Below are 13968 nucleotides of genomic sequence, written 5' to 3' on the forward strand. Positions count from 1 at the left end.
CTCATGGACAAGAATATCTATTTAGCCCAGTTCTACGGAAAATCGCAGAATTATACGCAAATTCCACGGGAATGGTATTCTAAATACGGCGTAAAGCGCGGTCTTCGCAATGAAGATCATACAGGCGTTCTCGTCGGCCTGACGCGAATTGCCGATGTTGTCGGCTATCAGCGCGACAGTGAAGGAAACAAAGTCAACTGCGAAGGCGTTCTATACTACCGCGGCATCGATATTCGCGAACTGGTAAAAAAAGAACGATATAATGGATATTTATATGAACAGGCCAGCTTTCTCCTGCTGTTCGGGTATTTGCCGACGCAGGAAGAACTGGACGCATTCTGTAAGGTACTCCAGGATGGATACGACTTACCTGATGATTTCCTGGAAATGAACCTGCTCCGCCTGCCTGGCAAAAATCTGATGAATAAACTGCAGCATTCACTGCTGACCTTGTATAACTATGATCCCGACCCGGATAATACAGATGTATATCAGACACTGCGCAAAGGCCTGAACATTATGAGCAAACTGCCGTCTATTGCAGTATACGCCTATATGTCCAAAGTACACTACTATAATCGCAAGAGCCTGGTCATTCACTATCCCCGCAAAGATTATTCGACAGCCGAAAATATCTTGTCCATGCTGCGTCCGGACAGTAATTTTACCAGTCAGGAAGCACATCTCCTCGATTTGCTGCTCTTTCTCCATGCCGAACATGGCGGCGGCACGAACTCCACCTTTACCAACGTCGTCGTCTCATCAACGAATACGGATATTTATTCCAGCATGTCCAGCTCCGTCGGCGCCCTGAAGGGCCCCCGGCACGGCGGCGCCAATATTCGCGTGTCCATGATGATGGAAAATATTATGGACGCCATTGGCGTCAATGCCACGGACAGCCAGATAAAAGATATTATTGAAAAAATTCTTCACAAGCAGTTTAAAAATAACGATGGCCTGGTCTATGGCTTTGGTCATGCCGTCTATACCCTGTCTGATCCCAGAGCAGAAATCATGCGTCACTACTGCGGAAAACTGGCCCAGGAAAAGGGCATGGAAAACATCTTCGATTTCTATAACCGCTTTGAACGCATAGCCATTAAGACCTTGAGTGAAGAAAAAGGCGCTGACATGTGCAGCAACGTCGATTATTACAGCGGCTTTGCCTATCATATGCTCGGCATTCCCCGCGACTTATATACACCGCTCTTTGTCATCAGCCGTATGGTCGGCTGGCTGGCTCACAATATTGAACATAAGCTGTACGACAACCGCATTGTCCGTCCGGCGGCTAAATACGTCGGCGATTTAATGGATTATATTCCCATGGAGGACAGATAACATGAAAACTATTACTGTATTTAAAGGCGACGGCATTGGCCCGGAAATTACGGACGCCGTCATTGCAATTCTGAACGCTGCAAAAGCTCCGCTGGCATATGAATACTTCAATGTCGGCGCTGCCGAATACGAACGAAATGGCGCTCTCATTCCGGAAGACGCATTTAAATCCTTTGAAAAGACCCGGGTATTGCTGAAATCACCGATTACAACTCCTGTCGGCAAGGGATTCCGTTCCCTCAACGTCACACTGCGCAACAAATACGATTTATATGCCAATATTCGCCCGGCAAAATCCAACGCCGCCGTGCCGACGCCGTTCCCCAATGTAGACATCGTCACATTCCGGGAAAATACGGAAGACTTGTACATCGGCGTAGAATACAAGATGAATGAAGATACCGTTCACGCCATTAAGCTCATTACCCGTGCGGCCAGCGAACGCATTATCCGTGCTGCCTTTGAATACGCCGTAGCCCATAACCGCAAAAAGGTAACATGTGTTCATAAAGCCAATATCCTCAAAATGACGGACGGCCTGTTCCTCGATATTTTCCGCGAAATTGCCAAAGACTATCCGCAAATCGAAAGCGATGACAAAATCGTCGACAACACGTGCATGCAGCTCGTCATGCATCCGGAAAACATGGACGTCATGGTCATGCCAAACCTGTACGGCGACATCGTATCCGACCTGACCAGCGGCCTCATCGGCGGCCTTGGCCTGCTGCCTTCCATGAATATTGGCAAAGATTATGCCATGTTTGAAGCCGTTCACGGCAGCGCCCCCGATATTGCAGGCAAACACATTGCCAATCCTACAGCCCTCCTCTGGTCGGCCTGCATGCTCCTGGAACACATCGGCGAAACCGAAGTGGCTGCCAAGATCCGCAAAGCCGTAGATGCTGTACTGGCAGAAAAACAGCACCTCACGCCAGACCTGGGCGGCAAAGCAACAACAGAAGAATACCGCGACGCCGTCATTGCCAAGTTATAAGAAATACTAAAAATCTCCTCATCATGATAAGAAGCAACGTTCTGTCATGATGGGGAGATTTTTTTATACGTACACTATATAAGACAGCTTCTGAGGCTCAGTTAAAAATCATCGCGGAAGACGATTTGGCGGTATGTTTCAAAGTTCATCCACTTCTTGAACAGTTCCGAATCGAGGCGGCCCTTCTTCTGTTCATAGGCCTGAATAAACTGGCTGTATTCTTCTGCTGAAGAAACATGGATGGCAAATCCCCGGCCGTTAACCAGCGGTTCACCTGTATATACATAGTCTTTCAAAGCCGTAATAGCCGCAATTTTTCCCAGGCGCACCTGAACAGCTACGCCGTCACGCAGAATGAGTATATCGAAGTTCTGCGGATACTGGTAGGTGTTACCGGAAATAGGAATGCCATCGCCTACGTGGTATTCGTGGAGTTCCGGTTTTTCTTTGACAATCTGCAGACTCTGCATGCTGTAATAGAAATCTTCAAAAATATCGCCGCGTCCGCTGATGCCGGCGCCGACAAAGACGTGGTTGCCGTCTTGGGCATGAGTATCTTCAATAACGCCGCCAGCTGAAGTCATGTTGGTTACGCGGTCAATGAGGATACATTCTCCCAGTACTTTATGGTGAGCAAAGGTATCGACGACGACTGGTTCCTGCAGGAACAGGGTACAACGGGCAATTTCATTTTTCTTCAGCGTTGCCGTATGGATATGTTCTCCTGTATTGACGTCGATTTTATAGGCAATATCTGTCAGGATGCCGACAATTTCCTTGGTTCCTGATTTAAATACATATTCCCTTCCAATAACTAAATCGTCATCATCCATCCACAGCAAGGTAACGGTAATATGATTGCTTACGGCAGGAATCGTATCTTTGGCAAATACACAGCCCCGGGATACATCGACTTCCCGATCCAGCTGGATCGTAACGGCCTGACCTTTCTGTGCAGACTGAACCGTATCCATGCCGTTCAGAATGGAAGCGACCTTTCCCTTTTCCAGGCTGGGATAAATCGTAAGGGTATCGCCTACAGATACGGTACCTGCTTCAATTTGTCCCTGAAAACCGCGGAATGTCCGGTCAGGACGGCATACGCGCTGGATAGGAATAAAGAAGCCTTCTTCCTGCCGTTCTTCTACGTCGACCTGTTCCAGATGCTGCAGAATCGTCGGTCCCTGATACCACGGCATATGGGACGATGGCTTGGTAACGTTGTCGCCTTCTGTTGCCGATACAGGAACAATAATAACATGAGCAAGGCCCAGTTCCTTGCGGAGTTTTTCGATTTCTCCGGCAATTTCATCAAACCGTTCCTTGCTGTACTGTACCAGATCCATCTTGTTGACGGCAAAAATGAAATATTCAATCCCCACGAGAGCACAGATACGGGCATGACGGCGGGTCTGAACGAGAACGCCTTTTGTCGCATCCAGGAGAATAATAGCCAGTTCCGCAAAGGATGCACCGACGGCCATATTGCGCGTATATTCTTCATGCCCTGGCGTATCGGCGACGATGAAGCTGCGGTTGTCTGTACTGAAATAGCGATATGCTACGTCGATCGTAATGCCCTGTTCCCGTTCAGCCATCAGTCCATCCAGGAGCAGCGAATAGTCGATGGCGCCGCCGCGGCTCCCTACTTTACTTTCCAGTTCCAGTGCTTTCTTCTGGTCGGCGTACAGCAGCTTGGCATCATACAGCAAATGGCCAATAAGCGTCGATTTTCCGTCATCTACGCTGCCGCAGGTAATAAATTTCAGTAGTCCCTTCATCTTAGAAATACCCCTCTCTCTTTCTCCGTTCCATACTGCCAGCTGCTTCTTTATCAATAACCCGGCTTGTCCGTTCTGATGAAACTGCACTCAGCGTTTCCTTAATAATCGCATCCAGCGTATCCGCATCGGATTCAATGCCGCCAGTGAGCGGGTAACATCCCAGCGTGCGGAAGCGAATTTTCTTATGTTCAATCTTTTCGCCCGGTTTCAGGCGCATCCGGTCGTCGTCGACCATGATGATATTGCCGTCTCTGTAGACAACGGGCCGTACAGCTGCAAAATACAGGGATACAATGTCAATGTGTTCCCGTTTGATATACTGCCATATATCGGCTTCTGTCCAGTTGGAAATGGGGAACACCCGCATGCTTTCGCCTTTGTGAATATGGGTATTATAGAGTTTCCACATTTCAGGGCGCTGATTTTTCGGATCCCATGCCTGCGCTTCATTGCGGAAAGAAAAAATCCGTTCTTTTGCCCGCGACTTTTCTTCATCCCGCCGGCCGCCGCCGAAAGCTGCCGTAAATCCATATTGCTGCAGCGCCTGTTTCAGGGCCTGTGTCTTCATAATATCCGTATAGGCTGCACCGTAATCAAAAGGATTGACGCCTTTTTTTACGCCTTCCTGATTGATATATTCAATCAGCTGGAGTCCGTATTTTTTCATCGTTTCATCGCGGAACCGAATCATTTCCTTAAACTTCCAGGTCGTATTAATATGCAGGAAGGGGAAAGGCGGCTTTTCCGGATAAAAGGCCTTGCGGGCCAGATGAAGCATAACGGAGCTGTCTTTGCCAATCGAATACAGCATGACCGGCTTTTCACACTCTGCCGCAACTTCGCGGATAATGTAAATCGCTTCCGCTTCCAGTGCGTCAAGATGGGATAATTCACTCATAATAATATATTCCTCCTGTACGTTTATAACTAATAAGCATTGGCTTCCTGCGTATTCAGACGAATCGTCTTTTCTGTTCCGTCAGGAAGCGTAATATGCCAGTCCAGATACTGTCCTTCTCTGGAAACGTTCATCGTACTGCCCCGGCCGCCCATATCGGCACCCAGGTAAAAATCAATGGCATGAAAGGCACATTCCTTAACGCACGACGCACAGCCCCAGCAATCTTTCGGATAGGCAATATCTGCTTTGCCTGCTGAAGTTAATACGATCAGGCTGCCTGGACAGACGTCGATGCAGCGGCGACAGCCAACGCAGACATCCTGTTTAATTCGTATGCTCATACTGCTGTCCTCCTGTAACCAGATTTCGTAAAATAATATGGACCTTTCCCTTTTCCCAGCGGGAGTTTACATATTTCAGCCACGAATCGCTTTTTTCCGGATAATCCAGATTTTCAGCAAAGCTGTGCCACCGCGTTTCCCTGCGGGCCAGCAAATGAGCGATAACGACCTGGCAGACAGTCAGCCGTTCCTGCAGTTCATAAACAAAGAGGAGTTCGTGAACGTCTTTGGCGCCAATATGGCGGCTCATTTCTATGAGCTGTCTGATTTTGTCATCAGCCAGGGCCAGCTGCTGTGCATTATACTGATAATGACAGCTAATGCCGCCGGCATAGGCATCCATGACTTTCTGCATGCCTTCTTCCAGTTCTTCCACAGTATACAGCGCCTGGTGACGATTCAAAATATCGTTGTATTCTGCCGTCTTCTGGCGGAGAAGTTCCTGTTCCTCTTCTTCCGGCAGCAGCGTATTCGTTTCTTCAAAATCACTGCGGGACCGGATAATGGCCTGGGCAGCAATTTCCCCTTCGACGAGGGCGCCGGTTACATATTTCTGCGGACAGCCGCCGGCAACGTCACCGGCAGCGTAGAGATGGCGAATCGTCGTCTGCCTGTTCGTATCTACCCAGTAGCCGCTTGCCGTATGGCCGCCTACGATATATGGTTCTGTCCCTTCAATTTCCACATTCTGCTCATCCGGTCCCTTGCCGTCTTCAATCCACTTCAGCGTCTGGCTCGGCGCCATATTCAAGTAGGCTTTGAATAACGACTGGGCCTGCTCTTTGGATATGCCTTTTGTCTGCAAGTAACAGGGGCCCCGGCCTTCCTGGTTTTCCCGAACTGTTCCGTACAGGCGCTGCGACGTCGTCAATCCATATTTCGTCTCGTATACATCGCCTAAGGCATTGACCTGTTTGGCCCCTACGCCCTGGGCGATCGTTCCTGTCGGCGCAATCGTATCTTTACAGCGAAGGGCAATAAAGCGCATTTCAAAAGTCGTCATTTCCGCACCGGCACGAATGCCCATAGCATATCCGGCACCCGTATTAAACGGCGAATACCACATTTTATGGCGGGAAAAACCGGGATTATTGGGCCGGTATAATCCGGCAGCACCGCCAGTGGCACAGATGACGTCATTGGCCCGGATTTCATAGGCATAGCCATCGAGCATGCCAAAGCCGAGACAGCCTAAAATGCGGTTGTCCCGTACAATATAATCGGTCACGTTGAGATGATTAAAAACAGTCACATTTGGCGTGTTCTTTACGGCATCTGCCAGCAAGGGCTTAATATTTTCCCCGTTAATCTTAATATTCCGGCTGCCGCGGGTTACGTATTCGCCCTTGTCGTCTTTCAGAATGACCAGACCCAGTTCTTCCAGTTTTGCCGTCACCCGGTTTAATCCTTCAGCCATAGTCAGCAGCAAATCTTCCCGAACGATGCCGGCCGCATCCTTTTTGGCATAGTCTACGTAAAACTGCGGCGTATGACCTTTCGTAATATACGCATTCAGCGCATTGACGCCAGCAGCCAGACAGCCGCTTCGGCGAATATTTGCCTTTTCAGCAATGACGACAGACAGTCCCTGCCGGCCTAACAGCATAGCTGCATAACATCCGGCCGTACCGCCGCCGATAATCAACACATCGGTATGGATAACGGGATGTGGTATCAGATTCATAACATAAGCCCCTTTGATTAAATATAAAATACATCTTTGTTTTGTATATTCTGGTTTTCTTCCAGATACGTATGGGATTCATCAAAAACATACAGCCGATAAATAAGGACCTGTACGTCTTCGCCGACCTGCAGCGGTTCATCGTCTAAGGAATACTCACCATGGACGATAAGGTCTTTGATTTTAAGGGTTACATCCCAGTGGCTGCCGCGGAAATGCAGGGCCTGAACAACTCCCTGTTCAGCAGCATTGACATATTGCTGAACAGCCCCTTTTTTATATATCTTAATGAATTCCGGCCGGATAACGGCTTTAGCAGCACCGCTTACCCGCCTGAATCCCTTCAGGGAATCGTACGTGTCAATAATGGAAGAACTGCCGAGAAACTGCGCTACAAAGGGAGTTTTCGGATTTTTATACACATCCGTCGGCGACCCTACCTGTTCCACGCGCCCCTGGTTGGTCACGATAATATCATCGGCCACTTCAATGGCTTCTCCCTGATCGTGGGTTACAAAAATACTCGTAATACCTACGCGGTGAATCGTGTCTTTCAGCCAATTGCGCAGTTCCTGACGCACTTTGGCATCAATGGCCGCAAAAGGTTCATCCAGGAGCAGTACCTGCGGATTCGGCGCCAGAGCCCGGGCAAAGGCCACGCGCTGACGCTGACCGCCGGAAAGCTGGTTGGGATACCGTTTTTCCATTCCTGCCAGCCCGGTCAGCTCGATCAGTTCCTGTACCCGCCTGCGAATCTCTCCGCGCGGCACATGCTGTATTTCCAGGCCAAAGGCAATATTATCAAATACGGTCATATACCGAAATAATGCATAGTTCTGAAAGACAAAACCAATGCCTCTCTTTGCCGGCGCTATGTCGTTTACCCGATTGCCGGCAATATAAATATCGCCGCTGTTCGGCGTTTCCAGTCCTGCCAGCATGCGCAGTATCGTCGTCTTGCCGCTGCCGCTGGGGCCCAGCAAAGCAGCAAGGCGTCCCTTTTCTATGCCGAAGCAGACATCACGGGAAGCCTTAAAGGTGCCATATTCTTTTTCAATATGCTTCATTTCTACATACATAATTTCGTCTCCTCTACGACATATGTCTCTTCGTCTTATATTCTACGAACGTCCTGAGCAGCAGGACGATAATGGCAATGAGCACCAGCAGGGATGATACGGCAAAGGCAGCCGTAATGGCATCGGCTTTCCCCGACTGATACAGGGCATCAATTTCCAGAGGCAGCGTAAACGTTCCGCCCCGCGTTTTGGACAGGGCACTGACGGCACCAAATTCACCGAGAGCCCGGGCAGTACACAAAATTACGCCGTACAGGAGAGCCCATTTGATCTGCGGCAGCGTAATCTTGAAAAAGATCTTCAGGCCGCTGGCTCCCATAAGGGCAGCCGCTTCTTCTTCATCCCGCCCCTGCGATGTAAGGACAGGAACAATTTCGCGAAAGACAAATGGAAAGGTAACAAAAATAGTAGCCAACAGGACGCCGGGAACAGCAAAGACAATCTGAATATCCGTTCCCAGAGCTGCGCTCAGCATATCTACATAGTCAGCAGCCCAGCCCATGCGGCCAAAGGTCATAATAAAGGCCAGGCCTGCAATAACCGGCGAAATGGAAAAGGGAATATCAATGAGCGTCGTCAGAACGTGCTTGCCGCGAAAATCAAATTTCGTAACCGCCCAGGCGGCTACAAGGCCAAAAAAGGTATTGACTACCAGGGCAACGACTGTAGCCAGTATGGTCAGTTTCAGGGCAGAAATGACAAAGTCCGTCGACAGGGCCTGAAAATAGAAATCTATGCCTTCAGCCAGGGAATTGACGATGACGGAAATGAGCGGAATAAGCAGCATAATCGTGACAAACAGCAGGCTGACCGCAATCAGAGCTATTTCCGTTTTGCTTCGTTTCATATGAGCTTCCTCCTTACTGAACGCGCCGCGCCTGACGAACCTGAACCATGTTGATGGCAAACAGCGTGACAAAGGCGATGACCAGCATGGCCAGGGCAATCGTCGTAGCGCTGGCATAGTCAACGTAATTCAGCTTCTGCATAATGACGTATGACACCACTTGCGTACTGTTTTTCGCACTGTTGCCGGAAATATAAATAACACTGCCGTATTCGCCAAGGCCTCTGGCAAAAGCCAGGCCAAATCCGGTCAGAATAGCCGGCCGAAGTTCCGGCAGGATAATGCGCCGGAAAATCGTAAACGGCGAAGCCCCCAGCATATTGCCGGCTTCTTCATAAGACGGGTCCAGTTTTTCCAGTACAGGCTGAATAGACCGGACGACAAAAGGAATGCCGACGAAAATCAGGGCAATGGTAAGCCCGATTTTCGTATAGGCAATAGCAATGCCCAACTGGGCAAAGGGTTCGCCAATAAACCCCGTATCAGAATACAGTTTGGACAACGTAATGCCGGCAACAGCAGTAGGAAGCGCAAAGGGCAGCTCAATGAAACTGTTTAACAAACGCTTGCCGGGAAACTCATATCGTACCAGTACCCACGCCAGGATCAGGCCAAACACGCAGTTGATCAGCGCTGCCAGAAGAGAGCAGGAAATACTGGTAATAAAGGCGTTGCGAATACCGTCATTTTTCACTAAATTCAGATAATCGCTGGCCGATAAATGCAGAGAATAGACCAGCACGGACGCCAGAGGGATGAGGACCAGCAAAGACAGGAGGGAAATCGAAATCCCCATGGTCAGTCCAAATCCCGGTATAATCCGTCCCTGCCGCTGCCGCCGAAAAAACGTAGTCATGACATGCACTCCTTACTTGTTGACTTCTGTCATAATCTGATCGAAGATGGCTCCATCATTAAAGAATTTTTCATATGCGCCATCCCAGCCGCCGAAATCGTTGATCGTCACCAAGTTGACGTTCAGATTGAATTTATCGGCAAACTGTTTCAATATATCCGGATTGGACGGGCGATAGCCGTTTTCGCCAATAATCTTCTGTGCTTCATCGGTATAGAGGTAGTTCAGATATTCCTTAGCCGCTTCTTCTGTACCATTCTTCTGGGCATTTTTCGTTACGATGGCAACGCTCGGCTGAGCCAGAATGCTGATGCTTGGCGTAACAATTTCAAATTTATCCGGATATTCCTTTACAGAATTAATAGCTTCATTTTCCCAGGCAATGAGGACATCGCCCTGGCCGTTTTCTACGAACGTCGTCGTTGCGCCGCGGGCGCCGGAATCCATGACGGATACATTTTTATAAATGTTGGTCAGCAGTTCTTTCGTCTTTCCTTCATCGTTATTAAACTTCTTCTGGCCAAATGCCCAGGCGCCGAGGAAGTTCCAGCAAGCGCCGCCGCTGCTCTTCGGATCAGGCGTGATAACATTTACGCCCGGTTTTGCCAGATCATCCCAGTCTTTGATCTGCTTGGGATTGCCCTTGCGCACCAGGAAGACGATAGTAGACGTATACGGCGAGGAATCTTTCGGGAAATCTTTAATCCAGTCGCTCTTAATGAGGCCGGCTTTTTCAATGAGCGTAATATCGTGAGCCAGGGCCAGCGTAACGACGTCGGCCTTGCTGCCTTCAATGACAGAACGGGCCTGGCCGCCGGAACCGCCATGAGACTGAACGATTTCTATATCCTTGCCCGTTTTTTCTTTATAGTATTTCTGGAACAGCGGATTATACTGTTCATACAATTCCCGCGTCGGATCATAGGATACGTTCGTCAGCGTTATCTTACCGCCGCTGCTGGCAGCCTGTTTTTCACCAGAACTGCCACAGCCGCTCAACAAAACTGCTGCCGTAAGGACAGCACCTACTGCCAGTGCAATATATCTGCTTTTCTTTACCATAATTCTTCCCCCTTGTGTATCAAAAAATACCACATTACCTATGCCGTTTGCCCCCAACCGGCATATACCACCTCAAACCATTACAAGAAACATTCTTACCGGGTCTGTCACATGTCCCTTACCTGCATCATCTTCATCACGCTCCTTATAAAAAAACGCTATCTGCCTGAACAGATAGCGTAGCTGCATCGCTGCTGCGTCATCTGTCAGGCTTCCCTGTATGACGCCATCAAAAAAGGCGTCATCCTCATAGATGACGCCAAAAATCGCGCTGCTGTGACTCATCTATCAGGTATACCTGCTGGAATTGGCACCTTACGTATCCGTAGGTTGCCGCAGCGTCATAAGGCCAGTCCCTCGGCTGCTCTGGATGATATATGGAAATTGTCGTAGTACCGATTCGTGTATTACTTAGCAATCTCCTATGAAATTAACATACAACAGATGATGTTCATTTTTAAGCCCTCCGCACCGGTACAATAGACCGGCCACACTGTACTGCTCAACTTGTATGCCATGATACACTGTTCTTGGTATCTTGTCAACTATTTTAGTGTACTTTTATCTGCGTTTTTTATAAAAATGGTTCCTTACCCTTTATCAGCAGCCATGCTATAATCAAGAAAAAACCGATTGTACAGGAGGATACTTCATGAATATTACCGTCTTAGGATGCGGCCGCTGGGGAACTTTTCACGCCTGGTATGCCAATCATATTGGCCATGCCGTAACACTGTGGGGACGGGAACACTCGCCCCGTCTCCAGCAGCTCAGAGAAACTGGAAAAAATGAATATCTCACGCTTCCTGCCGCCATTCAGCTGACGGCAAATCTGCAGGAAGCCCTGGAACATGCAGATATATGCATTGTCTCCATCAGCGCCCAGCAGCTGCGCTCTTTCGCCGCCACCCTGCATATGCTCAGACCGGATATGCCTATCCCCTGCATTCTGGCCATGAAAGGGTTGGAAATAGGAAGCGGCAAACGCCTGACAGACGTATGGAAAGAAGAAATGGGGCTGTCTGCCCCGGTCGCCGTCTGGGTTGGGCCCGGTCACGTTCAGGACTTTATCAAGGGCATGCCAAACTGCATGGTCATGGCCTCTGACGATATGAATCTCACTCATACCCTTGTCGATGCCTTTACGAGTTCTCTCATTCGCTTTTATTACGGCAGTGATCTCCGGGGCATTGAAATTGGCGCAGCTGCCAAAAATGTCATGGGCATTGCCGCCGGCATGCTGGACGGCGCAGATCTTACCAGTCTGAAAGGGGCCCTCATGGCCCGCGGCACTCATGAACTGTCTCTGTTAATCAAACGGCTGGGCGGCGATGCCATGACAGTCTACGGTCTGAGCCACCTGGGCGATTATGAAGCTACCCTATTTTCGCCGTACAGCAACAACCGGCGGTTTGGCGAAGCCTTCATTCAGGGAAAGCCTTTCGATAAACTGGCTGAAGGAGTCTATACTACAGAAGCTCTCCTGGATTTAGCCGGTCAAGTCGGCGTAGAGCTGCCCATTACGCGCACCATTTATGAAATCGTAAAAGAAGGCCGTAATCCTCACAGCATGTTGAAACAGCTTTTCCTCCGTCCTACCAAGGCAGAATAACCTGTTCCATTGCTGCAGATTAGTGTTTCGTATGGTCATGAACAGCCTGAATAATGCGTTCCAGTCCTTTCTGCACAATGGCCCTTGGCATGGCCAGATTGAGACGAATATAGCCTTTCGCATTGCCGACGAATAAATCATCGCCCCCTTCCAGGAGCACGCCAGCCTGATTGGCCATAAACTCCGTAATATTCGGTACATCCTGCAAGTAGGGATTCATGTTGATCCAGGCCAGGTACGTTGCTTCTGGAATGGTAAATACGATCTTCGGCAGGTGCTGTGCCAGCATATCTTTTACTAGCTGAAAATTCCCGTCAAGATAGGTCTTCAACTGATCCAGCCAGGGGCCTCCGTGCTGATAAGCTGCCGTATGCGCAGCCGTCGACAGGGGATTGATATTCATGGCATAGGAATTGGTCGAAGCCACATAGAGGCGGCGCAGTTTCTGACTGCGAATCATGATTTCAGAAAACATCAGGCCCGCCATATTGAAACATTTCGATGCAGATGTGCAGACAATGAGCTTTTCGTAATCAGGCATAATTTTGGCCATGGGAATATGGCGGACGCCCTGACGGAGAATGTCGCAGTGAATTTCGTCGCTAATAATCCAGAGGTTATATTTTTTGACAATATTTGCCACGTGCTGCAGCTCTTCTTCTGTCCAGACCCGTCCTGTCGGATTATGGGGATTGCACCAGATCAAGAGCTTGGCAAACGGATTGGCCGCCGCTTTTTCCAAATCGTCAAAATCAATTGTCCAATGGCCCTGGTCATCACAGCGTAATTTTGTATGAATCGCATGTTTATGCCGTTCATCAATGGCATGCTGAAAATACCCGTATGCCGGCGTATGAATAATAGCACACTCATGATCGCTGAGAAGCAGATCCACTAACGTATACAGGGCCGGAATAATCCCCAGGGAGAAACAAATTTCCTGTTTAGGATAGGTCCAGCCGTACATGCGCTGATTCCAGGCATTAAAGGCTTCATAAAAGTCCGCTTCAAAGACCTGACTGTAGCCGATAATTTTCCGGTCGGCCCGGTCTTTAATGGCCTGAATAATATCAGGACACATGGCAAATTCCATATCGGCAACCCACATGCGGATAAATTCGTCATCTTTAAAGGGAAATACTTTCTTTCCTGCAAAGTCATGGAAAATATAGCCGCGGAATCCATCGGTATTCAGCGCATTCGTATGTTGTCTGTCAATGATTTCATCAAAATTATACTGCATCCCTTTCGCCTCTTTCTCCTGCTAACCATGGATAAGGAGAGATTCTTTCTCACATAAATCTCCCCTATACGTGTATATTTGTATAGTAACAAAGACATGGTCATCTTTCAAGTATATACTCTTTTCCCGTATAAAAAGACCTCCCTGAGTCAGCTCAAAATACGTGAGCTGGCCTGGGGAGGTCTTCATGTGTTTACTTATATTTTTGTATATTACGC

The 13968-nt window shown here is 48.9% G+C and carries 13 protein-coding genes and 1 riboswitch; of the genes, 3 read left to right on the top strand and 10 right to left on the bottom strand.

Annotation, left to right across the window (positions count from 1 at the left end):
• Positions 1-3 precede the first annotated feature (3 nt).
• Together Q3886_RS03595 and Q3886_RS03600 are read left to right on the top strand one after the other, a co-directional pair.
• Positions 4-1344 carry a citrate synthase gene (locus Q3886_RS03595; protein ID WP_367881547.1) on the top strand — a complete coding sequence of 447 codons (1341 nt, stop codon included), beginning with the start codon at positions 4-6 and terminating at the stop codon, positions 1342-1344.
• Position 1345: 1 nt separating this feature from the next.
• Complete coding sequence (locus tag Q3886_RS03600) at positions 1346-2341, top strand: isocitrate/isopropylmalate dehydrogenase family protein (protein ID WP_301859799.1); 996 nt, start codon at positions 1346-1348, stop codon at positions 2339-2341.
• A 101-nt stretch (positions 2342-2442) separates the two neighbouring features.
• On the opposite strand, the gene Q3886_RS03605 is transcribed toward Q3886_RS03600, so the two are convergent.
• The 9 genes from Q3886_RS03605 to Q3886_RS03645 all read right to left on the bottom strand — a co-directional run bounded on the left by Q3886_RS03605 (position 2443) and on the right by Q3886_RS03645 (position 11180).
• On the bottom strand, positions 2443-4122 hold the full coding sequence (locus Q3886_RS03605) for a sulfate adenylyltransferase subunit 1 (protein WP_301859800.1): 1680 nt from the start codon (positions 4120-4122) through the stop codon (positions 2443-2445).
• A gap of 1 nt (position 4123) precedes the next feature.
• Positions 4124-5026 (bottom strand): sulfate adenylyltransferase subunit CysD, encoded by a 903-nt coding sequence (cysD, locus tag Q3886_RS03610; protein WP_367881548.1) that lies wholly within the window; start codon positions 5024-5026, stop codon positions 4124-4126.
• A gap of 26 nt (positions 5027-5052) precedes the next feature.
• On the bottom strand, positions 5053-5367 hold the full coding sequence (locus Q3886_RS03615) for a ferredoxin family protein (RefSeq protein ID WP_301859802.1): 315 nt from the start codon (positions 5365-5367) through the stop codon (positions 5053-5055).
• Positions 5351-7051 carry an adenylyl-sulfate reductase subunit alpha gene (locus Q3886_RS03620; RefSeq protein WP_301859803.1) on the bottom strand — a complete coding sequence of 567 codons (1701 nt, stop codon included), beginning with the start codon at positions 7049-7051 and terminating at the stop codon, positions 5351-5353. The genes Q3886_RS03615 and Q3886_RS03620 overlap by 17 nt, the downstream gene beginning before the upstream one ends.
• A gap of 17 nt (positions 7052-7068) precedes the next feature.
• On the bottom strand, positions 7069-8130 hold the full coding sequence (locus tag Q3886_RS03625) for an ABC transporter ATP-binding protein (RefSeq protein WP_301859804.1): 1062 nt from the start codon (positions 8128-8130) through the stop codon (positions 7069-7071).
• A gap of 13 nt (positions 8131-8143) precedes the next feature.
• Positions 8144-8977 carry a sulfate ABC transporter permease gene (locus Q3886_RS03630; RefSeq protein ID WP_301859805.1) on the bottom strand — a complete coding sequence of 278 codons (834 nt, stop codon included), beginning with the start codon at positions 8975-8977 and terminating at the stop codon, positions 8144-8146.
• Positions 8978-8990: 13 nt separating this feature from the next.
• Entirely contained in the window at positions 8991-9833 is an 843-nt protein-coding gene (gene cysT / locus Q3886_RS03635) for a sulfate ABC transporter permease subunit CysT (RefSeq protein ID WP_301859806.1), read from the bottom strand.
• Positions 9834-9845: 12 nt separating this feature from the next.
• Positions 9846-10895, bottom strand: a complete 1050-nt coding sequence (locus Q3886_RS03640) for a sulfate ABC transporter substrate-binding protein (protein ID WP_301859807.1) — start codon at positions 10893-10895, stop codon at positions 9846-9848.
• Between the two features lie 72 nt (positions 10896-10967).
• Positions 10968-11180 carry a hypothetical protein gene (locus tag Q3886_RS03645; protein WP_301859808.1) on the bottom strand — a complete coding sequence of 71 codons (213 nt, stop codon included), beginning with the start codon at positions 11178-11180 and terminating at the stop codon, positions 10968-10970.
• Positions 11174-11272, bottom strand: a riboswitch (SAM riboswitch). It overlaps the preceding gene by 7 nt.
• Positions 11273-11547: 275 nt before the next feature.
• Between Q3886_RS03645 and Q3886_RS03650 the strand changes: the two genes are divergently transcribed.
• A complete protein-coding gene (locus tag Q3886_RS03650; RefSeq protein ID WP_301859809.1) occupies positions 11548-12507 on the top strand; it encodes an NAD(P)H-dependent glycerol-3-phosphate dehydrogenase in 960 nt (319 codons plus the stop codon).
• A gap of 19 nt (positions 12508-12526) precedes the next feature.
• Here the strand turns inward: Q3886_RS03650 and Q3886_RS03655 are convergent, their stop codons facing one another.
• Positions 12527-13750 carry a MalY/PatB family protein gene (locus tag Q3886_RS03655; protein ID WP_301859810.1) on the bottom strand — a complete coding sequence of 408 codons (1224 nt, stop codon included), beginning with the start codon at positions 13748-13750 and terminating at the stop codon, positions 12527-12529.
• Positions 13751-13968 lie beyond the last annotated feature (218 nt).

Origin of the sequence: uncultured Megasphaera sp. (assembly GCF_958350005.1) — a bacterium.
GTDB lineage: Bacteria > Bacillota > Negativicutes > Veillonellales > Megasphaeraceae > Megasphaera.

Coding starts and splice junctions, on each gene's coding strand:
- Q3886_RS03595 (WP_367881547.1), top strand. CDS start 4: ATGGACAAGAATATCTATTTAGCCCAGTTCTACGGAAAATCGCAGAAT.
- Q3886_RS03600 (WP_301859799.1), top strand. CDS start 1,346: ATGAAAACTATTACTGTATTTAAAGGCGACGGCATTGGCCCGGAAATT.
- Q3886_RS03605 (WP_301859800.1), bottom strand. CDS start 4,122: ATGAAGGGACTACTGAAATTTATTACCTGCGGCAGCGTAGATGACGGA.
- Q3886_RS03615 (WP_301859802.1), bottom strand. CDS start 5,367: ATGAGCATACGAATTAAACAGGATGTCTGCGTTGGCTGTCGCCGCTGC.
- Q3886_RS03620 (WP_301859803.1), bottom strand. CDS start 7,051: ATGAATCTGATACCACATCCCGTTATCCATACCGATGTGTTGATTATC.
- Q3886_RS03625 (WP_301859804.1), bottom strand. CDS start 8,130: ATGTATGTAGAAATGAAGCATATTGAAAAAGAATATGGCACCTTTAAG.
- Q3886_RS03630 (WP_301859805.1), bottom strand. CDS start 8,977: ATGAAACGAAGCAAAACGGAAATAGCTCTGATTGCGGTCAGCCTGCTG.
- cysT (WP_301859806.1), bottom strand. CDS start 9,833: ATGACTACGTTTTTTCGGCGGCAGCGGCAGGGACGGATTATACCGGGA.
- Q3886_RS03640 (WP_301859807.1), bottom strand. CDS start 10,895: ATGGTAAAGAAAAGCAGATATATTGCACTGGCAGTAGGTGCTGTCCTT.
- Q3886_RS03645 (WP_301859808.1), bottom strand. CDS start 11,180: ATGAGTCACAGCAGCGCGATTTTTGGCGTCATCTATGAGGATGACGCC.
- Q3886_RS03650 (WP_301859809.1), top strand. CDS start 11,548: ATGAATATTACCGTCTTAGGATGCGGCCGCTGGGGAACTTTTCACGCC.
- Q3886_RS03655 (WP_301859810.1), bottom strand. CDS start 13,750: ATGCAGTATAATTTTGATGAAATCATTGACAGACAACATACGAATGCG.